Here is a 19,533-nt window from a genome sequence, read left to right as displayed (position 1 = left end):
CTGACGGGCGCCGCCGTGTTCGGGACCGGGAGCCCTGGTGAGGTGACCGGCGCGGGAGCGGTGCTCCACCGTGCTCGGGTCCCCTTCGGCGCGGCCTCGTGAGGCTCGCCACCCGGGTCTGGGGGAACGGCGCCCGCACGGCGGTGCTGGTGCACGGCATCATGACGAACTCACGCACCTGGATCCGTGTCGCCCCATCCATCGCAGACCATGGCTACCGGGTTGTCGCCGTCGACCTGCGCGGCCACGGCGCAAGCCTCCGTGCCGACACCTACACCCCCGCCGCCCTGGCCGCCGACCTGATCGAAACCCTGCCGCCGGCTCCCGACCTCGCCATCGGGCACTCACTGGGCTCAGCCGCACTGCTGCTCGCCGTACCCCAGCTGCGCTGCGCCCGCACGATCCACTGCGACCCCGCATGGCTGAGCCGGCCCCGGGACCTGAGCGCCCTGCGCGCCGCCAAGCACGCCACCTGGGGGGAACTGCGTACCGCGCACCCGCGCTGGCACGACGACGACATCACCGCCGAGCATCAAGCCCTCGCGACCTGGGACCCGGCTTCCGTCGCCGCCCTCCGGCACCTGCCTGGCCTGCCCGACGCACCGGCCGCACCCTCACTGGTCCTACTGGCCGACCCCAGCGAGCGGATCCCACCGACCGAGGCCGCGACACTGCGCAGCAGGGGCTGGCACACGCGGACGGTGGACGGTGCGGGGCACACCGTCCACCGTGACGATCCTGTCGGCTTTCTCCACGGGTTGCGCGGATGGCTGTGACCGCCCGGCACCGATGTGGCTCAGGACGGGAGCGACAGCCGCCGCGCCCGATGACACCGTCCCGGTCGGGAGCCGTCAGTCTGCGGCGGCGGCCGTTGCGCTCAGGGGAGACTGACCTCGCCCTGGTTCAGGACGCGGGGATGGAAGTACGCCGCTTGCGTTTCGGCGTTGGTGTTGTTTCCGCGCAGGTGCTCGGACCACATCATGAACCACGCCCATTGAGGCTGGCTCTGGAGCATCGCGGCGGTCGGCATCTTGCCTATTTCCCCGATCGCCATGGGCTTCGTCCCGGCGATGTTCCTCATCTGCTGGTAATCGGCGGAACTCGGGTGGCTCTTGTACCAGACGTCCAGTGAAACGACGTCGGCGTACTGATTTCCGGGATAGTAATTGCTCCACCCGCCGGCCGGGTTGTCCTGCACGTTCCACACCCAGATCAGATTGTCCAGACCCTTGCTTCCTGCGAGGTAGTCACGCGTGATCTGGAAGAGGCGTGCGCTGCCGTTGGAACCCGGCCGGTTCCCCCACCAGTTCCACGATTCGTTCATCTCGTGGAACGGCCGGAAAAGGACCGGGACTCCCGCGTTCTTCAACTGTTGCAGGTACGGAACGACCTCGTCGAGACGCTGCTTCCACGCCTTGTTGAGTGCGCTGCCGTCGGTGAGGATCTGCGAGAACTGCGCGTTCGACAGGTTCGACTTCACACCGCCCTCGAACGCGCAGGTGCTTCCGCCGGTCGGCGGACAGACATGCCAGGTCAGAGAGACGAGGGACCCGTTTGCCCACTCGGTCTTCGCCTGGTCCACCACGCGCTGGCGATTGGCCACGTCCGCGGCGTTGAACATCAGGTCACCGCCCCACAGGCCGGGGTACTGTCCGGTGACGTCTTTGACCTGTTGCGTGTACTGCCCGGGAGCGGAAGCAGGCTCCTTGTTGTGCTGCCCGGAAACGATGTTGTTTCCGGAGATGGAGCGCAGATAGTTCACCACAGTCTGCTTGGGGGTCGCGGGAAACGCTTGCGCAGATTCCGTCGCCGGCCAGGCGAATACTGCCGTGAAGACGGCCGCGGAAGTCATCGCGGAGGTGATGAAGCGTTGAGTTCTTCTCATGGGCATCCCGGCTTTCGCTGAGGATCGGAAATGCTTGATGCCATGAAGGTGGCCGCTTTCTCGGCGCCCGTCAATGGTTCCCGGAGCCTTCCGTTACTTGCCGACAACATTATTTACTTAACGTTTCCTAAACGCTGCACGGCTTTCGTCACTTGTCCTCAATGTGCGCTTCATGCCCGCCGCTTGAATTGCTTTGCGCACCCCCGGCCCCGGGGCCACCGGTTCGCGTTCGAGGAGTGTCCGGATGCGCGGGATCGTTGGTCGCCGGCCCTTGGGTACCCATCTGTGCAGGCAGCCCTCGACGGTCGCCGTCGTCACATGGTGGAACGCGGCTGGGGACTTCTGGATGAGGCGCTCACGAGCCCGCCGCGTACGAGCGGCATTGACGGCTGTCGCGGGTGTCCGTGCACGAGGTTGACGCCGACCGGGTGCCGACCGACCGGGCGCCGACCGACCGGGCGCCGACCGGCCCGGCACCCGGTCCTGCTCATGCCGGCCTGCAGTGTGAGGTGCTGCCTGTTGGAGGAGTGCTGCCGCACCGTCGGCAGATCCCGGAAACCGCCCCCGGCCGGCACATCGCCGTTGGTCACAGGAAAGAGGTTTTCGTTCAGGGCCATAGGGCTCAGGCTTTGTCGGGCGACGTGCAACGCTGCCGCCCGGCATCCTGCAGGAGCGGCTCGTGCGCTCGGTTTCCTCAGGTCGTGAGGACGGAGTCGTCCTGAGGGCGTGCGCCGGGCAACTGGTGACGTGCGGCGATGAGCGCGGCGTCGATGTCCCGGGTGCCCGTGGCCACGCAGAGCGTGTAGGCGATGTCGTCCATCCGTCGTTGCACCTCTGCTTCGCCGTTCTCAGCTTGCAGAATGCGCAGGGTGTCGTACTGATCGACAAGGTTCCGCAGGACCGCGGGATGGGCCATCAGCACCGGAGTCTCCAATTCGCTTGCTCACGAGTCATTCGGCGACCCGTGTACCCCAGTTGCCCATCTCCATACCACCCGCATCCCGACGTGCGGCGGGCGATGTCCGTCGGGCCGAGCACCGCGCTCTGTGGGTGGAGTCGCGTCGGAGCCGGTTGCACCGGCGGCGGGTGGACGCCGCTGCGTCAACAGTCAGCTGACGGCCTCCTCGTCGGGGGAGGCCACCGCCGCCGGGGCAACGAGGCTGCCCCGGCGGCGGGTCGGGACGGCGGCGACGGTGTCGCGACGACGGATTGCGGAAGTCGGCCCGTCCCGTCGCCCGGTCGTCGGCGTCCCCGCCGACCGGGGGCGCTTCGACCGCGTAGGGCGGACGGCTCGGTCAGAAGGCGAAGACCGGTCCTTCGCCGAGGCTTGCCTGCATCTCACACGCATTGCCGAAGCCGGCCGACCAGGAGACGCTGCGGCCCTGCCACACACCGGTCACGTCGAGGACGACGGGGTCCCACTGGCGCGTGCAGTTCCCAGGCGACTGAGGCGTGGTCAGCCGGGCGAACTCACCGTTGACCGCGCGCAGTTCGGAACAGGCCGCCGCGGGCGCGGGGTGAGTGCCCTGTGGGCGGGGCGCGCAGCTCAGGGTGACGGCCCGCTGGACGGTGACCGAGTCGGCGCTGCCCCTGCCGACCGACAGGACGAGGGCAGACGGGGCGTAGAGGCCGGTCGACCGAGTGGGCCGGTCCTGCGCGACGCCCATGGCTGCCGTACCCGACAGGACGAGTGTGGAGACCGTGGTGATTACGCAGAATCTGCCGAGGTTGTAACGCATGCGTGAAGCTCCTTCGCGGGGAGTGGCGATTGCGGTGGGGAGTCTTGCGCCTGCAGGGAGTGAGTGCACATCGATCAGTTCTTTCCGGCCCAACCCCCAGGAAGCGGACCTACCGAATGGCCGTTCGGCCAGCTCGGAAGCGGTGCGCACGCCTCGCGTCAGGTGTCCGCCATGTGGACAGATTGCAGTGGTGCAACCGCGAACTATCGTTTGACCTGCGATGATGTCGACCCGGTTCCCGCATGAAACCGCAGGCTTCGGCCGGAAAGCAGTGCATGAGACGCCTCCGGCAGTGACCTGAGGCACCGGCTTTCGAGGCGTGCTGCCCGGAGGAGGTCGACGGTCTCGCAGGGGCGTTCCACGTCGGCCGCAGGAGCTGTGCCATGCCTGAGACGCGCCGCGGGCAAGAGGCCCGGCGGAGCGAGCAGGACGGTAAATTCGAACAATGAGTCAACTGAGCGACCTCGTACGTCAATCGCCGCCGGAGCGGGGCCGGCTTCTCGCCGTCAGCGATCTCCATATCGGGATCACCGACAACCGTCCGATCGCCGACAAACTGCACCCGTCGCACGACGATGACTGGCTCATCGTCGCCGGCGACGTGGCGGAACAGGCCGAGGAGGTCGCACAGGCTCTGGAAATGCTGGCGGGCCGCTTCGCCCACGTGGTGTGGACCCCCGGCAACCACGAACTGTGGACCCTGGACAAGGATCCCGTACGACTACGCGGACAGGCGCGATACGAGTACCTCGTCCAGGTGTGCCGCGAGCTCGGCGTGACGACGCCGGAGGATCCGTACCCCCGGTGGCAGGGAGCGGACGGGCCGGTGGCCGTCGCCCCCGTGTTCCTGCTGTACGACTACACGTTCAGGGCCCCCGGAACGACGACCAAGGAAGAATCCCTGGCCAAGGCGCATGAGGCCGGAGTCGTCTGCACCGACGAGTATCTGCTCCACCCCGACCCCTATCCCGCCCGGGACGACTGGTGCCGGGCGCGGGTGGCGCAGACCGAGGAGCGGCTGGCCGCGCACGACCCGGAGGTCCCCCTGGTGATCGCCGGTCACTGGCCGCTGGTGCGCGAACCCACATCCATCATGTGGTACCCGGAGTTCGCCCAGTGGTGCGGCACGGAACTGACGGCCGACTGGCACCGCCGCTTCAACGTCGCCGCCGTCGTCTACGGGCATCTCCACATCCCCCGTACGACCTGGTACGACGGGGTGCGTTTCGAGGAGGTCTCGATCGGTTACCCCAGGGAGTGGCGCAAACGCGGCCACCCCCAGGGCCTCCTGCGTCAGATCCTTCCCTACGCGGGCGAACAGCCCCCGGGCGAGCCGGGGGAGGAGGCGTGATCGAGCGGCTGTTCCCCGAGTACATCGCCTGCGCGGACACCTTCGAGGTGGACGCTCCGGTGGGGACGCTCTACCCCGAGGAAGCGGAACTGGTGGCTCGCAGCGTGGACCGGCGCCGGCACGAGTTCGCGGCCGTGCGCGCCTGCGCGAGACGGGCCATGGCGGCCCTCGGGCTGCCTCCCACGCCGGTGCTGCGTGGCCACCGTGGGGCGCCCCTGTGGCCCGAGGGGATCGTGGGCAGCATGACGCACTGCGAGGGCTACCGAGCCGCAGCGCTGGCCCGGGCGTCCGACGTGCGCGCGCTGGGCATCGACGCGGAACCGGACGAAGCTCTGCCGACCGACGTGTGGGAGGTCATCTCGCTCCCCTCGGAGAGGCGGCGGATCGGCCCGGTCGCGGGCGGCGCGGCCCCCCACTGGGATCGGCTGGTCTTCAGCGCCAAGGAGAGTGTTTTCAAGACGTGGTACCCGCTCACAGGCATCGAGCTCGACTTCGACGAGGCGGAGATCGAATTCCGCCGGAGCGAAGGGGCTTGGCACCGGGGCACCTTCACGGCGCAGCTGTTGCGGACGGCGCCCGGGATACCGGGCACGTTCGAGGGAAGGTGGCTGGTCCAGGACGGGTTCGCGGTTACCGCGATCGCCCTGCCCCACGCTCCCCGCGTTCCTCCGGAGGGCGACCGCACCGCAGGTTCCACCGGCCGGACCGCCCGCTGAGCTCGGTGAGCGCGAGCGGGGGAACGTCCAGCCGCCAGAAGGCCTGTACCGGCAGAGCCAGCGCCTGGACCACCGCCGCGCGGACGACCGCGGGTTCGACCACGGCCATGACCCGCACGTCGCGGTCCCCGGCCAGGGTCTCCAGCCAACTGCCCACCCGGGCAGCCAGGTCCAGGAGCGACTCGCCCCCGTGCGGGGCGGCCGATGGGTCGGCCAGCCAGGCGGACACGGCGTCGGGTTCAGCGGCGCCGACGTCCGACAGTCGTTGACCGCTCCAGCGCCCCATGTGCCAGTCGCGGAGCGCGGGTTCGGCACTGGGGGCAAGTCCGAGCGCCTGAGCGGTCTGCAGGCAGCGCTCCGAAGGGCCGCGCGCATACCGGTCGGCTCCCGGTACGTCACCGGCGGCGTCCTCGGCCCTGCGCAGACCTGCCTCGTCCAACGGTGCGTCACCCTCGAAGCGTGCCTCTCTCGACGCCGCGTTCATGGCCGGTGAGATCAACATCACCCGTACCGTCATGCTCCGCCTCCCCTTCTTCAACAACTGCCCGATGCGTAGGCGCCCCATGGGAACACGGCTCGCGCCGCGGGCCGCGACCGGGACGGTTGCACCGTGGCGGCGCCCGAGCAACAGGCGGTATGGTCGCGGCAACCAAGACGAGGTGTGAACGGAAGTCCGGTGAGAATCCGGCACGGTCGCGCCACTGTGTACCCGCTCGTTCTGCGGGAAAGTCAGACCCGGCACCTTCGTCTCAGGCACCACGACAGGGACGCGTGTTCCCACAGGAGGTTCTGCCATGGCACATTCTGCTGCCCCAGCTGCGATCGCACCCGCGATCACCCCCATCTCCCTGAAGGCCATTGCCCCCTGGGCCGTCTTCTTCGGCATCCTGATGCTGGTCCTGCTGTACTTCGTCGGAGCCGAGCAGGGCGCCACCGCGGTCTTCGCGGGTGAGTCCGTGCACGAGTGGGTCCACGACGGACGCCACCTCCTCGGATTCCCCTGCCACTGAGATTCCGGGAATCAGGGGAACGTTCCATGAACTCCGTATCGGTCAGAGCTCTGCTCGTCCGCGGGATGCTGGCCGGCCTCGTGGCCGGTGCGCTCGCCCTTGCCGTGGCCTACTTCCTCGGTGAGTCCCGCGTGGACGCCGCCATCGCGCTGGAGGAGTCACACGCCCACGACCACGGCGGCGGCGAGGAACTCGTCAGCCGCACGATGCAGGCCACCGGCGGTCTCGCCACCGGTGTCCTCGTATTCGGCGTGGCCATCGGCGGCATCGCCGCACTCGTCTTCTGTTACGCCCTGGGCCGCATCGGCAGCTTCGGCCCCAGGGCCACGGCCGCGCTCGTCGCGGGTGCGGCCCTGCTGACGGTGTACGTCGTGCCGTTCCTGAAGTACCCGGCGAACCCGCCGGCTGTCGGGAACCCCGACACCATCGGACAGCGCACCGGCCTGTTCTTCCTGATGGTCGCTCTCAGCGTGCTGCTGGCCGTAGCCGCCGTGATCTTCGGCAAACGTCTCGCACCCCGCCTGGGCAACTGGAACGCGACGACTGCCGCAGGCGCCGGCTACGTCCTGCTGATCGGGCTCGCCTACGCCTTCCTGCCCTCGTTCAACGAGGTCGGAACGGACTTCCCGGCCAGCCTGCTGTGGGAGTTCCGGTTGTCCACGCTCGCCGTCCAGGCGACGCTCTGGACCGCCTTCGGTCTCGTCTTCGGTTACCTGACCGAGCGGCTTCTCGTACCGGCCGCGCGTACCGCGTCGTCGGCGGGTGACCGTACGGCACCTCGCCCGGCCGATGCCGTGGGCTGACCCTCGAGCCCGCAGGGGGCCTACGACAAGTGAACCCGCCGGGGAGTCCCCGGCGGGTTCCGTCATGTGCGGGCTCAGGGCCGAGCCCCATGTTCAGGTGTCGTGTCAGGCGTCGGGTGTCCGGCCGGTTCCCGTCCAGTCGATACGGAAGTGCTTGAGCCGGTCGTCCTCGCCGACCAGCCGCATACCGGCCGCTGCCATGACGTGGTGCGACCGGGTGTTGTCGAGGTCAGCGTCGCCCTTCACGGACACGACCCCCTGGGAACGCGCGAAGGCCAGAAGGGCACGGAGCGCTTCGGAGGCGTAGCCCAGACCGCGTACCGAGGGGATCAGTCCGTAGCCGATCGTCACCCGGCCGTCGGAATCGGGCCTTCCGTGAAAGCCCACGCCGCCTATCACGTGCCCGTCCGCACGGCGGCGGATCTCGTAGGCGCCGAACGGCTGGGGGCTGCCGGCGTCCGCGCAGGTCTCCAGGAAACGGCGGGCGACCCCGCGGTCGCCGTCCCCGGGGTATCCGGGTGCCCAGAGGGTGCCTGCCGGCGGTTCGCCCGCCTCCACCGATGCGGCTTCGGCCGCGCTCAGCGGGTGCAGCAGGAGGCGTGTCGTCATGAGGTTGTCCATGACAGCCCGGACTATCACCTCGGCAGGGGCAGATGCACGCGAGTTTCGCTACTTTTCCCTTCATGGGTGCGGCACAGCCCGGCGGCGGTGCCGACAGCCGACTCCGTGAAGCCGTAGAACTCGTGCCGCTCCCCGCCGCGGTCGTCCGAGGCCATCCAGAAGGCGTGGCGGAGTCCGCCGCGCAGAGGCTCGGTGAGCCGCTGCGCGGGAAGCCTGTCGGGAGCGCCGTCGAGCAGTACGGCGAGGAAGTCCTCGGGGGTACGTCCCGGGACGTCGTCCGTGAAAACCGTCACGGCGGCGCTGCGGTCCGGTCCGGCGAACTGGTCCGCTCCGTCGGCGACCCGGGCGGTCAGGCCTGCGGTGCGGACGACGGACCAGCGTCGCCGAGGCGGGTGCGGACGTCGACGGGCGGGCACATGATCCATCAGGGACTAAGGGACATCCCTTGGCTGGACGTCCCCGACCAGCGCCGCGGCCATCCTCAGATGCGGGGCCGCTTCCGAGGCCCGCCCCTGGCGTTCAAGTGTGCGACCGAGCATGAGCCGCGCGTACTCCTCGACCGGATCGCGTTCCAGGACGGCGAGCAACTCGGCTTCGGCCTTCGCGAGCCGCGCGGAGTGGTAGTAGGCGCGCGCCAGCAGCAGCCGCGGTGCGACCAGCTCCGGCGCCTCGTCCACCAGCCCGCCGAGGATCCGCGCCGCCGTCAGGTACTCCTTGGCGTCGAAGAACATCTGCGCACGGTCCCAGCGTTCGGCCGCGGTGCCGAACTCGTAGTAGGTGTCGTTCACTTCTCCTCCTGGAGCGAATCGGGTCCTGCGGACGCGTCAACACAGGGGTGTAGTTTAATATTCCACTAAATTTTCGGCGTGGGGACCGACACTCCGCGTCCGCACGGGAATAGGTTGAGCGCCATGAGCAATCTCGATCGCCAGGCCGCACTCTCCGTCTGCGGAGGACGGGGCTTCGTCGTCGCCGAGCCGGTGCGTGAACTCCTGACGCCGCGGCATGTTCAGCTCGGCGAGTCCACCGAGGTCCGCCGACTCCTGCCCAACCTGGGCCGCCGCATGGTCGGCGCCTGGGCCTTCGTGGATCACTACGGCCCCGACGACATCGCCGACGAGCCCGGGATGCAGGTACCGCCGCACCCCCACATGGGCCTGCAGACTGTCAGCTGGCTGCACGACGGGGAGGTCCTGCACCGCGACAGCCTGGGCAGCCTCCGGACGGTGCGCCCCCGCGAGCTGGGTCTGATGACCTCGGGGCGGGCGATCAGTCACTCCGAGGAGAGCCCTGAGCCGCATGCCAGGCTTCTGCACGGAGCGCAGCTGTGGGTGGCTCTGCCTGACGCCCACAGGAACGTCGAACCGCACTTCCAGCACCACGCAGACCTCCCCGAGGTCACCGCGCCGGGGGTCACCGCAACCGTCATCCTCGGCGAACTCGACGGCGCCACGTCGCCCGGCACGGTGTACACACCGATCGTGGGTGCGGACCTGGCCCTGACGGGCGGCGCCGAAGCCCGGCTGCCGCTCGATCCCGACTTCGAGTACGCGGTGCTGTCCATGTCCGGCGAGGCGGAGGTCGACGGCGTCCCGGTACTGCCCGGCTCGATGCTCTACCTCGGCTGCGGCCGGACCGAACTGCCCCTGCGTGCGGTCTCCGACGCCGGGCTCATGCTCCTCGGCGGTGAGCCCTTCGAGGAGGAGATCGTCATGTGGTGGAACTTCATCGGGCGGTCCCATGAGGATATCGCACAGGCGCGTGCGGACTGGGCGGACGGTGCCCGGTTCGGGGAAGTGCATGGCTACGACGGAGGTCGGCTCCCTGCTCCTGAACTGCCGCCTGTGGCGCTGAAACCGCGGGGAAGGGTGCGCTGAGCTGCACTGATGTGGCCGGGTCCCGGCACGCTCCTGGTCGCGGCAGCTCGGCCCCATACTCAGAAGCGGAATCGGTCCAGCGCTTCTCTGGAAGCTTCCGCCGCACGTGCCCGGGATTCCAAAGTGTGGTCGTGTGCGAGCAGCTCTAGTAGACCTGATGCTGACCCAATGCTGACTTTACTGACGGGGTGTCAGGCGATTTCGCGTCATGGTCTGGCTGGTCTGCTGTCTGTGATGAGCGGACTGGGCGCCTGGGGTTGGAGCTTTTCCTGACTCGTGGCAGTTGAGCGAACGAGGGGTAATTGCACATGGCCCACCAGGGGCCGGGATTTCACCCAGAGGGAACAGAGTGTTGTGGTGATCCCACAATGGTGACCTGTCTGGTAGCCGGGATTCGTAGTCTGCCGTGGCTCAGGCTCCTACTGGACTGACCAGAAGGAATGGCTGTCGCGCCAGCCAGTTCGTTGACTCTGGACCGTGAGTGTTCCGGATCCTGTGATTGGTCTGCATGGATTCGTCCAGGCCGACCTCGTTGAACCAGTGGATCACGTCATGAAGTTGTCTACCTGGTGGCGCTGACCTTCGGCGTTGAGGTTCTACGGGCTGCTGACCTGCAGGGATGCGTCTTTCAGTGCCGTCAGCTTCGTACCGTGTTACGCAGCCGATTCTCCCCACGAGCTCCCCAGGGCCGTCGATACTCCCCAAATCCTCTCCAGAGGTGCGTCTGGCGTAGCTGTGTTGAGGCGAGTGAGTTGGTTCGCCTGCGGCTCTCGGGTCAGCACGTTGAGTGACTGCCCGGGATAGCGGCTGCCCCACCGCAGGCCGCATCGCGTCGCGCGTCGGTGGCTGACCAACGCGGCCAAGAGGCTCAGTCCGGCACGGGCCGGCCCCACATGGCACATGTCGTAGAAGCCGTCCATGAGGATCCAGCTGGTCCAGAACGAACGCGTAAGTCCAGGTCAGGTCCCTGCGATGTGAGAGCGCCTATAGGGTTGGTGACACGCGTGTGATAGTGCGTGATGGATGAGGAACCCCCGTCGGCTTGCTCCGGCGGGGGTTCTGCGTATGACGGTGGGGTGCGTTGCGGGTGTTCGACGCGGTCTTGGCTCGCTACGGTTCGTCGCTCTCGACCCTGTGCGGGAGGTAGGCGGTGACGACGTGAGTGCTGCGGCTGATGCGTCCCTCACGGCAGGCGCACGCTCGACGATGTCGCCAGTACCGCGCGCTCGGCCCACTCCAGCCAGCCTGTGTACAGCGGGCGAAGGCCACCGGCTTCTTGCCATCGTCGAGGAGCGGTACGAGGTCGGAGTCGTCTACCTGGCGGTCGGACCAGACTGTCCCTCGGCGGCTGCCACTGATGCTCAGCCACTCGCGCAGGGGGCAGCTTCGGTGAGATCACGAAAGCGCCGGCGGCGCGCTCGGGCGCGATCATGAGGGCGTCCCACTGCTCATCCCAGGCTTCGATGGCGGGTCCGTATCAGGGCCGAGCGAGTCGCTGCCCGCGGAGACAGCTGCCGGGGAGTCGTCGCCGACCTCGCAGCGCAGGATGTCGGTCCGCAGAGGCCGACGTGGCGCTGAGACGTGCAGGACGCGCCTGTACCTCGTTCGCGTTGAAACTCCGAAGCCTGGACGGCCAATTGGCTGCGCCGGGAACAGCCGGTCGGGTCGGCACGGTTGCATCGACCGAGGGACCGGCGCCGCACGGGCGGGGAACACGGAGACCGCAAGGTCGTCCGCCCCGCCAGGATCCGGGCCCCAGGATCGCGGTACGCACGCCGCGCACTTGGACCAAGACGTACTCTCTGCAGAGGACTGTTTCATGACTGACCGGCCGTTGACGCTCATGGCAGTGCACGCCCACCCCGACGACGAGGCCACCGGAACCGGAGGGGTCCTCGCGCGGTACGCGGCGGAAGGCATCCGCACCGTTCTCGTGACGTGTACGGACGGCGGTTGCGGTGACGGAACGGGGGGCGTCAAGCCGGGCGATCCCGGGCACGATCCGGCGACCGTCGCCCTGATGCGCCGCCAAGAGCTCAAGGCGAGCTGTGACGTCCTGAAGGTCAGCGATCTGGAGATGCTGGACTATGCCGACTCCGGGATGACGGGCTGGCCGAGCAACGACGCCCCCGGATCCTTCTGGCAGACCCCCGTGGAGGAAGGCGCTGCCCGACTTGCGGAACTCATGCGGCACTACCGACCCGATGTGGTCGTCACCTACGACGAGAACGGCTTCTACGGCCACCCCGACCACATCCAGGCCCACCGCATCACGATGGCGGCGCTGGAGATGACCGCGCTGACACCGAAGGTGTACTGGACGACGATGCCCCGCTCGATGATGCAGCGGTTCGGGGAGACCATGCGCGAGTTCCATGAGGACATGCCGGAGCCGGATCCTGCCGAGGCCGCCGCGATGGCCGAGATCGGCCTCCCCGACGATGAGATCACCACCTGGGTGGACACCACCGCATTCAGCGGTCAGAAGTTCGATGCGCTGGCCGCGCACGCCAGTCAGGGCGAGAACATCTTCTTCCTCAAGATGGGCAAGGAGAGGTTCGGCGAGTTGATGGGCACGGAGACCTTCGTACGCGTCAAGGACGCCACCGGCGCGGCCGTACCCGAGAACGATCTCTTCGCCGGACTGCGCTGATCCCCTCGTCCGACCGGGGCGCGGGAAAGCTCATCGGCCACACGGCGTAATCGAGCGGGTCACGCACTCGGAGCAGGCGATCGCCCGCATGGTCCGCTCCTGAGCGGCGGCAGCGGGCCGACTCAAGCGGCTGGCAGCGACGTCAGTGCCGTTCGGCCCCTCTGCGGACGGCGGTGACCAGCCAGGAACCGCTGCGAAGCCGCGCCGCGCTGAGATCAGGCGGCCAGACGCAGCAGGGTTTCCTGGAAGGAGACCGCGTTCCTGGCGGGCCGGTTGTGGGGCAGCTTGGCCAGGGCTGCAGCCATGCCGCAGGTGTTGGTCACGCCGGAGAAGACGAGTCCGGCGCCGATGGCCCCGGACAACCAATGTGCGGGCGTCCAGGCGAGGCCGGCCACGAAGCCGGCGAGGACCAGGCTGCCGGCGGCGAGGCGGACCTGGCGGTCCATGGGCCATGTCGCGCGGGCACCCGCCGGGCGCTCGACCTCGTGGCCTGCGGCGGCCCAGGCGGTGGTGCCGCCTTCGAGGGTGGCGGCGTCGATTCCCTGGGTGGCCAGCTGGGCGCAGCCCTTGGCGGATCGGGCTCCGGAGGCGCAGACGATGAGCAGCGGCGTGCGCTGCGCGGCGTTCTTCAGGGCGTCGGCGGCCTCGTCCAGGCGGTCCAGGGGGATGTTGTGGGCGCCGGGCAGGTGGCCGGTGGCGTACTCGCCGGGGGTGCGGACGTCGATCACGGTGAACTCGCCGAAGCGGGCGGTGGCCTGGGCGGGGGTGAGTGCGGCCTTTCTGGGCGGTTCCCCCCACGGTAAGATACCCGTGGGGGTATGTGAGGAGGTTGGTGTGCAACTCGACATGAGTGCCGAGGAGCTGAAGTCGGCGCTGAACCGACTGCGACGGGCGCAGGGGCAGCTCGCGGGAGTGATCAAGATGATGGAGGAGGGCCGGGACTGCGAGGACGTTATTACGCAGTTGTCGGCGGTCTCCAAGGCGCTGGACCGGGCTGGGTTTTCGCTCATCGCGACGGGTCTGCAGCAGTGCATGACCAGCGAGGATCCCGAGGTACGGGACTCCGTGCAGATGCGCGCCCGACTGGAGAAGCTGTTCCTTTCGCTGGCCTGAGAGCTTTCGAATCCCGCGGCAGGCCCCCACGGGTTTTTCACAACAGGACGCCGGTCGTCATCACCGCGGCCACGGTCAGCAGCAACGTGCCGAAGACCCGCTGCAGGATGGCGGGCCGGACCTTCGCGGACAGCCGTTTGCCGTCCCAGGCTCCCAGGACTGCCGTCGCGATGAACGGCATGATCAAAGCCCAGTCCAGGCTGACCGTGGTGGACGCGCGGGCCGCGAGTGCGACCAGGGCGTTGGCGATGATGACCAGCAGGCTGGTGCCGACGGCGAAGCTGGAGAGCCCACCCACCCACCCTCCCGGTCGGCCTCGGTGGTGAGCGCCCGGTCGTCGGCGAGCAGCAACTCCGGCGCGGAGACCGGGTGCTGTGCTACACCGACGGTGTCATCGAGGAACGCGACGAAGACGGAGAACCGTTCGGCGAGGAGCGCCTCCTTCGCTGCGTGAACCGGCTCGGGCAGACCGAAGGCGGGATGAGGTCAGCAGCCATCAAGCTCTCGCGCGCGCTGAAGGAGGAACGCGGCGGGCGTACCAGTGACGACGCGACCGTCTTCCTGATCGAATGGCGAGCAGGTGCCTCCGACCACCTCACCACCCTGGAATGGTTTCCCGTCCGCGCACGCGGCACGCGGGCACTGCGCGGCTGCACCGCTGGGAGTACGGTTCAGCCGCGCGGGCGGTTCCGCGGCCTGCGGAGGCGACGAGGGCTGGCGCCCGGTGCGCCCGCCCGTCTCGTCACCCTGCTGCCTTGGCGGCAGCTGGCCGGACACGGCACGCCAGCAGCGCACCACCGGCTGGCCGAACAGCTCGTAGACGCTCACCCCGAAGGGTCACGCACGGCGACGGACACCACCGCGAGGATCACGGTGGTTACTGCGATGGCGACTATCACCGCCCGTCCGTTCCACGCCTTCGGCTGCAGTCTCCCACGCGCCCGCTCGGTGGTAGTGCTGTGATCATTGACCCTGGACTCGTGGCGCGCAGGGAACTACGCGTGCGCAGTACTGCATGCCGGCGTCGGATGCGAGCACATTTCCAGGCCCTGCTGTGCCGTCACAAACCATTGAGCAAGCCTACGAAGTACCGCCAAGCTGAATCTGCGGGAGCTGGCGAGGTTGCCGATGTCGACAGATCACGGGAGTGAGGAGGACCTTGAGGGCTTCGCGCTTCGATGGGACTGTTTCGAGCTGGGCGGCCCACCGCTTCATGGGTCTGGCAATGGTGGCTACGCCAGTGTCGGTCAGGGCTTCACGCGGGAGTGATCGAGACGGCGGTGGCCCATCGTCAAGGTGGTCAGGAGCTCCAGCAGTTCGTCGTGACGGGCACGTGAAGGAGGGGAGCGCGACGTGTGGCGTCCCCGTCGAGCCGGGCATGAGCACGGCGTCGATCAGCCGGGGCCCGTCCAGTTGCTTGCCCGTGAACTGTGAAGGTCACGTCTCTCACGTGATGCATGCCTCGACCTGTCAGTGTCCGCAGCGACCGAAGAAGCGCCTCCGCTCAGACAGCCGACACCTTCCATGGTGACCAGGGCGCCGCGCCGGTCACTCCGCACAGGCACCCCCTCACGCCCCCGTCGAGCGGCGGAATTGCACCGAGCCTGGCCTCGAAGTGGAGACCGAGCGAGCTTGAGCCCTGGGCGCGACGCTGGAGGAGCACCAGCCTCAAGAGGGAGTACGGGTATTCCGGGACCCTCATGGTCATCCGTTCTGCCTCTTCCTCCCGGGCGCCTGAACGACCTCGGCACCTCACCGGGCAGCGGCGCGCGGCCGCCCGGACCGCCCGTGGACCGCCGGACGCGACAGAGCCGGCCGCCGGTGCCACCGGCGGCCGGCCCACGAGGAGTGCCGCCGCACAGAAGGGCGCGGCGATCTGCCTCACGAACGGGAAAGACGGACTTGGTGGATCAGCAGTTCGGAACACCGGGAAGCCAGCTGTCGGCCACGTCGATGAAGATGTTGGACACGTAACCGCCGTAGTCCGGCAGGTAGGACCAGGCGTCATTGCTGTGGCCGTCGACCTGGACGAGCTGGCCGTGTACCTGGCACTGCACACGCACCGTCGTGGGACCGGGGAGCTGTGCGACCCGGGTGGATGCGCTGGTGGGCTGCTGACGAATGTTGACGTCGGTGCCCCAGGTCGGGAAGGACGTGGTCGGAGCGCCGCTGCCGGTCCACAGGTAGGTGACGGTGACCCAGCCGTTGTTGTTCAGACCGACGTTGTAGAACGTACCGTCGGCAAGATCTATGCCTGCCGGGTTGAGCACCCTGCGACCGGACCCGTCCAGCCCGCCGTTGTAGCCCTCTTGGTAGGCAGCCTGGGCCTCGGGCTTTCCCTGCGGCAGGTTCTTGAAGGACTCGCGGACGGAGGACGGGTTCCAGTAGTCGTCGCGAGTGTTCCACGGGCCGACGTCCCAGACCGGGGCGGTCTCGCAGCGCGCGGGGCCGCAGACGCGGACCGAATACTGACCGCTGCCCTTCGGTGAGAGGCCCCGCCGGGAGGGGAGCGCCACGAAGTGATCGTTGGGGACGATCACGTGCCCGTTCGCGGTGGTGCCGCCGACCAGGCCCTCACGGGTTGCGTAGACGTTGGCCGTTACGGCTTCCGCGGCCGCCGCTTCGTTCAGCGTGCTGTCGAGTTCTGCGCTCAGTGCCAGGGCGTGCACAGTCGGCGCGGTGCCGTCCGGCGCGGAGACCAGGGTGATACGGGTCTGCACGCGGGTGACGGCCCGGGGCAGCAGCGCGGGGGAGTCGTCCCGCGCTTCGCGCCACTCGGTCCACCGGCCCAGCCCGTCCTGTCCGCGTACGTCGACGGCGACCTGGGAGCCGGTGGGAACGGTGGCGTCGAGGTCCGAGGTGATCAGGTCGACCGCGCGGTCGAGTATTCGCGCGGGCAGCAGGACCGTGCCCTGTCCGCGGGCGACACGGGCGGAGGCGGGCCGCAGGCCGGGATCGCGGAGACGCAGACTGCCGTCCACACGGCGGACGTTGGTCTCGTCACCGGTGGGTGCGGACAGGTCCGTCCGCCAGCTGACGCCCCCGAGCGGGGCGTCGGCGGGCGCGGAAACGCGGGCGGCGGCGGGGCCGGCGGCGAGCGTGAGAGCCACCACGGCCAGCAGGGAGACGGCGATGGCCGGCCCTCGTCCCACGGGTAGGGGGCGGGCGTTCGGTCTCTGGTTGCGGCGCACTGTGCGCCTCCTTCGCGGTGGGGGGCGGGGAAGGCATTTACGGGCAGTTGGGTACGCCCGGGAGTGTGTTGCCGGGGGTACTGATGTAGATGTTGGTGATCCAGCCGCCGTACTGGGGCAGATAGGCCCACCAGTCGTTGAGGTAGGGCGGAACAGATACCTGTCCGCCCTGCTTCTGGCAGCGGACGAGGACGTCCACTCCGGCGGGCAGAGTGGTGAGGGCGGCGGAGGAAGTGGTGGCGGCCGCGCGGACACGGACGCCGCTGCCCCAGGTGGTGAACCGGGTGCCGGAGGGGCGGACGGCTCCGGGCACGTTCAGGGAACCGGTGAGTGCGGTGACCTTGCTGTAGGCGGCTCCGTACGGGGTGCCATCGGGGTGCAGGGTGAGGACGGCGACCACCGTACGGTCGTCGGGGCCCACGGTTCCGGTGGTGTGCAGGGCCTCGGACGTCAGATCCAGCGCGGGCGCCGCGACATCGCCGGAAGGCGGCGCGAAGGGGGCAGCAGCGTCGGTGGGCGTCCTTCGGGATCCGGGCCTCGCGGTGTCGTTCCCGGGCAGGGTCGGGCCGGGAGCCTTGCCTGAGGCGATGCCGGCCGGTGCCTCAGGAGCGACACAGCCCCCGGAAGTGAAGCCCGACCAGCCCTGCTTGACCGCCCCTGGCGTCTCGAACGCGGAAGGCAGCCCGAAGCCTTGGTCGAAGCCGTCGGCGGCACAGCGTGTGGACCGGTGCAACGCCCCCAGGACGAGGTCCCGCACGGGTGCCGGCGCCTGGTCGAGGAGATAGCGGTAGACGCGGACGGTGTCGGCGGCCGTGGTCGCCGTGTAGCCCCAGTAGCCGGGATAGCCGGCCGGAGGAGGTGCTGTACCGGTGAGCCCCAGGCGGGGCACCATGCGCGAGATCACGGCACTGCCGCCACCGGTGGACCAGTAGTGACTCGCGGCGGCGTCGTCGCTGCTGCTGAGCATCGCCCCGAGCCGGTCCCGGTCCGCCTGCGGCAGATCGTAGGCCGGCCCCCGATTCCACATGTGGTCCAGTGCGAGCAGCAACTTGACCACCGATGCGGAGCGGAAGGCGCGGTCCGGCTGGTGCGATTCGGTGAAGCGGCCGGTGAGCCGATCGAACACCGCGACGCCCGCTGTGACGTCGGCGGGGATGTCCACGACGGTTCGGGTCTCCGCTTCAACTGCCGCCGCCGGCCCGGCTCCCGTGACAGCGGACCCGGTGGACGGGAGGTGCGCGGAGCCGGCGGACTGCGGACCGTTACGAGCGGCGGCGGAGGGAGACACGAGAGGTTCGGCCACCGCGGAGCCGGCGCACGCGGCGATCAGCGCGGCAGACATGAGGGCGGCGCCGAGCAGCGACATACGGCGGGCGGGACGGAGCGGAAACATGAATGGGGGGCTCCTTCGGGGCACGGACGCACCGAGCAGGCGGCCTGGTGACGCTGTGGCACGTGAGCAAACGGTGGTGGGGGCGGCCACGAGACGCAAGCAATTCGTTCCTGGTCGAAGGAGGCCGCCGCACGCTTGTCACCGGCACGGGCCGCCGCTACGTTCCCGACGTCTTACCGCGCCTCCGCCCGGTTCCGTCCGGGCGCCTCCCCCACCTAGGAGCATTCGTGAGGTTTCTCAGACGTCTTCCGGCTCTGTTCGTCGCGGCACTCATGGCCCTGGCCGGACTGTCGGTCGCCCCGGCGCAGGCCGGGGAGGCCGGTGCGACGGCCGCGCCCGTCTTCAAGGCGCCCTACCCCTGCGGCCAGCGATGGACGTACAGCCACCACTCGGCCGAGGTGCGCCGAGCGCTGGACTTCGTGCGCTCCGACGGTGGTACGACGGCCGGCACCCCGGTGCTCGCCTCGGCCGCCGGCACGGCCACCCGCTACTCACAGCCGAGCGGTGCCGGCAACTACATAGCCATCAACCACGGCGGCGGCTGGACGACGTACTACTTCCACCTCTCCGCGTACTCCGTGCCGAGCGGTGCGTCCGTCGCCCAAGGACAGCAGATCGGCGTCACCGGCAGCACGGGCAACTCCTCCGGGGCGCACATTCACTACGAGCAGCTGCTCAACGGAGTGGGCCAGAACATCGTGATCAACGGCGCCGGCCTCTCCTACCCCGGCAGCTACAACCAGGCGTACCTGACCAGTGACAACGGCTGCGGTGGCAGCGGCTTCCCCTTCAACACCTGGGGGAGCGGGGTGAACGTCCGTGCCGACGCGCGCGTCAACGCCACGGTCGTCACCACCCTCGCGGGTCCGACGGCTGTGCGGGTGCTGTGCCAGAAGCAGGGTGACACCGTCAACGCCGAGGGCTACAGCAACAACTGGTGGAGCAAACTGCGCGACCAGAACGGCTTCATCAGCAACATCTACATCGACCACCCGGACGCGAAACTGCCCGGGGTCCCTCTCTGCTGAACCGTGACAGTGCATCGTGGGGGCCCGGCCCGGGGCGAATTCCGGTCGGGCCTCCACGAGTTCCGGTCGGACCCTCGTTCGATCACCTCAAGTTGCTGACATGCATGCGTCACATCTGTGATGCGCGTAGAATTCCGCAGGGTGGGCGCCGTC

At 68.9% G+C, this 19,533-nt stretch carries 20 protein-coding genes, 2 pseudogenes and 1 riboswitch; of the genes and pseudogenes, 11 read left to right on the top strand and 11 right to left on the bottom strand.

The window, feature by feature from the left end; translation table 11 throughout:
* Positions 1 to 98 precede the first annotated feature (98 nt).
* Positions 99 to 776, top strand: a complete 678-nt coding sequence (locus OG844_RS13245; RefSeq protein WP_406390113.1) for an alpha/beta fold hydrolase — start codon at positions 99 to 101, stop codon at positions 774 to 776.
* Between the two features lie 101 nt (positions 777 to 877).
* On the opposite strand, the gene OG844_RS13240 is transcribed toward OG844_RS13245, so the two are convergent.
* The 3 genes from OG844_RS13240 to OG844_RS13230 all read right to left on the bottom strand — a co-directional run bounded on the left by OG844_RS13240 (position 878) and on the right by OG844_RS13230 (position 3,624).
* Positions 878 to 1,852 (bottom strand): glycosyl hydrolase, encoded by a 975-nt coding sequence (locus OG844_RS13240; RefSeq protein WP_406390111.1) that lies wholly within the window; start codon positions 1,850 to 1,852, stop codon positions 878 to 880.
* A 727-nt stretch (positions 1,853 to 2,579) separates the two neighbouring features.
* Positions 2,580 to 2,807, bottom strand: a complete 228-nt coding sequence (locus OG844_RS13235; RefSeq protein WP_406390109.1) for a DUF5133 domain-containing protein — start codon at positions 2,805 to 2,807, stop codon at positions 2,580 to 2,582.
* A gap of 373 nt (positions 2,808 to 3,180) precedes the next feature.
* Positions 3,181 to 3,624: a subtilase-type protease inhibitor gene (locus OG844_RS13230; protein WP_406390107.1), complete on the bottom strand. Its 444-nt coding sequence runs from the start codon at positions 3,622 to 3,624 to the stop codon at positions 3,181 to 3,183.
* A 445-nt stretch (positions 3,625 to 4,069) separates the two neighbouring features.
* Here OG844_RS13230 and OG844_RS13225 point away from each other — a divergent pair, with 445 nt between their 5' ends.
* Positions 4,070 to 4,975, top strand: a complete 906-nt coding sequence (locus OG844_RS13225; protein ID WP_406390105.1) for a metallophosphoesterase family protein — start codon at positions 4,070 to 4,072, stop codon at positions 4,973 to 4,975.
* Entirely contained in the window at positions 4,972 to 5,691 is a 720-nt protein-coding gene (locus tag OG844_RS13220; RefSeq protein WP_406390103.1) for a 4'-phosphopantetheinyl transferase, read from the top strand. Before OG844_RS13225 ends, OG844_RS13220 begins: the two co-directional genes overlap by 4 nt.
* On the opposite strand, the gene OG844_RS13215 is transcribed toward OG844_RS13220, so the two are convergent.
* Positions 5,606 to 6,208, bottom strand: a complete 603-nt coding sequence (locus tag OG844_RS13215; protein WP_406390101.1) for a histidine phosphatase family protein — start codon at positions 6,206 to 6,208, stop codon at positions 5,606 to 5,608. The two genes, OG844_RS13220 and OG844_RS13215, sit on opposite strands and share 86 nt — an antisense overlap.
* 135 nt (positions 6,209 to 6,343) lie before the next feature.
* Positions 6,344 to 6,441: riboswitch (adenosylcobalamin (AdoCbl) riboswitch) on the top strand.
* 44 nt (positions 6,442 to 6,485) lie between these two features.
* Between OG844_RS13215 and OG844_RS13210 the strand changes: the two genes are divergently transcribed.
* Both OG844_RS13210 and OG844_RS13205 read left to right on the top strand, forming a co-directional pair.
* Positions 6,486 to 6,701, top strand: coding sequence for a CbtB-domain containing protein (locus OG844_RS13210; protein ID WP_351172319.1), 216 nt, complete (start codon positions 6,486 to 6,488; stop codon positions 6,699 to 6,701).
* A gap of 26 nt (positions 6,702 to 6,727) precedes the next feature.
* Positions 6,728 to 7,504, top strand: a complete 777-nt coding sequence (locus OG844_RS13205; protein ID WP_406390099.1) for a CbtA family protein — start codon at positions 6,728 to 6,730, stop codon at positions 7,502 to 7,504.
* Between the two features lie 105 nt (positions 7,505 to 7,609).
* On the opposite strand, the gene OG844_RS13200 is transcribed toward OG844_RS13205, so the two are convergent.
* Genes OG844_RS13200 through OG844_RS13190 form a run of 3 tightly spaced genes read right to left on the bottom strand, consistent with a single transcriptional unit; the run spans position 7,610 to position 8,913 of the window.
* Positions 7,610 to 8,125 (bottom strand): GNAT family N-acetyltransferase, encoded by a 516-nt coding sequence (locus OG844_RS13200; RefSeq protein ID WP_406390097.1) that lies wholly within the window; start codon positions 8,123 to 8,125, stop codon positions 7,610 to 7,612.
* Between the two features lie 14 nt (positions 8,126 to 8,139).
* A complete protein-coding gene (locus tag OG844_RS13195; RefSeq protein WP_406390095.1) occupies positions 8,140 to 8,550 on the bottom strand; it encodes a hypothetical protein in 411 nt (136 codons plus the stop codon).
* A gap of 6 nt (positions 8,551 to 8,556) precedes the next feature.
* The gene (locus tag OG844_RS13190; RefSeq protein ID WP_406390093.1) at positions 8,557 to 8,913 is read right to left on the bottom strand and encodes a tetratricopeptide repeat protein; all 357 of its coding nucleotides are present in this window, start codon (positions 8,911 to 8,913) and stop codon (positions 8,557 to 8,559) included.
* A gap of 123 nt (positions 8,914 to 9,036) precedes the next feature.
* Here OG844_RS13190 and OG844_RS13185 point away from each other — a divergent pair, with 123 nt between their 5' ends.
* Both OG844_RS13185 and OG844_RS13180 read left to right on the top strand, forming a co-directional pair.
* Positions 9,037 to 10,002, top strand: a complete 966-nt coding sequence (locus OG844_RS13185; RefSeq protein WP_406390091.1) for a pirin family protein — start codon at positions 9,037 to 9,039, stop codon at positions 10,000 to 10,002.
* 1,819 nt (positions 10,003 to 11,821) lie between these two features.
* A complete protein-coding gene (locus OG844_RS13180; RefSeq protein ID WP_406390089.1) occupies positions 11,822 to 12,655 on the top strand; it encodes a PIG-L family deacetylase in 834 nt (277 codons plus the stop codon).
* 215 nt (positions 12,656 to 12,870) lie between these two features.
* Here the strand turns inward: OG844_RS13180 and OG844_RS13175 are convergent, their stop codons facing one another.
* Complete coding sequence (locus tag OG844_RS13175) at positions 12,871 to 13,503, bottom strand: rhodanese-like domain-containing protein (protein WP_406390087.1); 633 nt, start codon at positions 13,501 to 13,503, stop codon at positions 12,871 to 12,873.
* On the opposite strand from OG844_RS13175, the gene OG844_RS13170 reads away from it, so the two are divergent.
* Entirely contained in the window at positions 13,502 to 13,768 is a 267-nt protein-coding gene (locus OG844_RS13170) for a metal-sensitive transcriptional regulator (RefSeq protein WP_406396106.1), read from the top strand. The two genes, OG844_RS13175 and OG844_RS13170, sit on opposite strands and share 2 nt — an antisense overlap.
* Positions 13,769 to 13,805: 37 nt before the next feature.
* Here OG844_RS13170 and OG844_RS13165 read toward each other — a convergent pair.
* Positions 13,806 to 14,045 (bottom strand): annotated as a pseudogene (locus tag OG844_RS13165) (TSUP family transporter); the annotation flags it as partial.
* A 71-nt stretch (positions 14,046 to 14,116) separates the two neighbouring features.
* On the opposite strand from OG844_RS13165, the pseudogene OG844_RS13160 reads away from it, so the two are divergent.
* Together OG844_RS13160 and OG844_RS13155 are read left to right on the top strand one after the other, a co-directional pair.
* Positions 14,117 to 14,731: pseudogene (locus OG844_RS13160) on the top strand (SpoIIE family protein phosphatase); the annotation flags it as partial.
* A 676-nt stretch (positions 14,732 to 15,407) separates the two neighbouring features.
* Positions 15,408 to 15,506 (top strand): VOC family protein, encoded by a 99-nt coding sequence (locus OG844_RS13155; RefSeq protein WP_406396104.1) that lies wholly within the window; start codon positions 15,408 to 15,410, stop codon positions 15,504 to 15,506.
* Between the two features lie 172 nt (positions 15,507 to 15,678).
* On the opposite strand, the gene OG844_RS13150 is transcribed toward OG844_RS13155, so the two are convergent.
* Both OG844_RS13150 and OG844_RS13145 read right to left on the bottom strand, forming a co-directional pair.
* Positions 15,679 to 16,959: a hypothetical protein gene (locus tag OG844_RS13150; protein WP_406390085.1), complete on the bottom strand. Its 1,281-nt coding sequence runs from the start codon at positions 16,957 to 16,959 to the stop codon at positions 15,679 to 15,681.
* Positions 16,960 to 16,996: 37 nt separating this feature from the next.
* Positions 16,997 to 18,352 carry a hypothetical protein gene (locus OG844_RS13145; protein ID WP_406390083.1) on the bottom strand — a complete coding sequence of 452 codons (1,356 nt, stop codon included), beginning with the start codon at positions 18,350 to 18,352 and terminating at the stop codon, positions 16,997 to 16,999.
* Positions 18,353 to 18,579: 227 nt separating this feature from the next.
* On the opposite strand from OG844_RS13145, the gene OG844_RS13140 reads away from it, so the two are divergent.
* Positions 18,580 to 19,380, top strand: coding sequence for a peptidoglycan DD-metalloendopeptidase family protein (locus OG844_RS13140; RefSeq protein WP_384615294.1), 801 nt, complete (start codon positions 18,580 to 18,582; stop codon positions 19,378 to 19,380).
* Positions 19,381 to 19,533: the final 153 nt, after the last annotated feature.

Source organism: Streptomyces sp. NBC_00887 (assembly GCF_045207585.1).
Note: the sequence above shows the minus strand (reverse complement) of the source record. Positions and strands in the feature narration are given on the sequence as shown.

What these genes read in the sequence shown, in the direction of transcription:
- OG844_RS13175 (WP_406390087.1), bottom strand. Translation starts at nt 13,503, where the DNA reads ATGTCGAGTTGCACACCAACCTCCTCACATACCCCCACGGGTATCTTA.
- OG844_RS13200 (WP_406390097.1), bottom strand. Translation starts at nt 8,125, where the DNA reads ATGGACAACCTCATGACGACACGCCTCCTGCTGCACCCGCTGAGCGCG.
- OG844_RS13230 (WP_406390107.1), bottom strand. Translation starts at nt 3,624, where the DNA reads ATGCGTTACAACCTCGGCAGATTCTGCGTAATCACCACGGTCTCCACA.
- OG844_RS13240 (WP_406390111.1), bottom strand. Translation starts at nt 1,852, where the DNA reads ATGACTTCCGCGGCCGTCTTCACGGCAGTATTCGCCTGGCCGGCGACG.
- OG844_RS13195 (WP_406390095.1), bottom strand. Translation starts at nt 8,550, where the DNA reads ATGGATCATGTGCCCGCCCGTCGACGTCCGCACCCGCCTCGGCGACGC.
- OG844_RS13170 (WP_406396106.1), top strand. Translation starts at nt 13,502, where the DNA reads ATGAGTGCCGAGGAGCTGAAGTCGGCGCTGAACCGACTGCGACGGGCG.
- OG844_RS13205 (WP_406390099.1), top strand. Translation starts at nt 6,728, where the DNA reads ATGAACTCCGTATCGGTCAGAGCTCTGCTCGTCCGCGGGATGCTGGCC.
- OG844_RS13145 (WP_406390083.1), bottom strand. Translation starts at nt 18,352, where the DNA reads ATGTTTCCGCTCCGTCCCGCCCGCCGTATGTCGCTGCTCGGCGCCGCC.
- OG844_RS13185 (WP_406390091.1), top strand. Translation starts at nt 9,037, where the DNA reads ATGAGCAATCTCGATCGCCAGGCCGCACTCTCCGTCTGCGGAGGACGG.
- OG844_RS13180 (WP_406390089.1), top strand. Translation starts at nt 11,822, where the DNA reads ATGACTGACCGGCCGTTGACGCTCATGGCAGTGCACGCCCACCCCGAC.
- OG844_RS13225 (WP_406390105.1), top strand. Translation starts at nt 4,070, where the DNA reads ATGAGTCAACTGAGCGACCTCGTACGTCAATCGCCGCCGGAGCGGGGC.
- OG844_RS13215 (WP_406390101.1), bottom strand. Translation starts at nt 6,208, where the DNA reads ATGACGGTACGGGTGATGTTGATCTCACCGGCCATGAACGCGGCGTCG.
- OG844_RS13210 (WP_351172319.1), top strand. Translation starts at nt 6,486, where the DNA reads ATGGCACATTCTGCTGCCCCAGCTGCGATCGCACCCGCGATCACCCCC.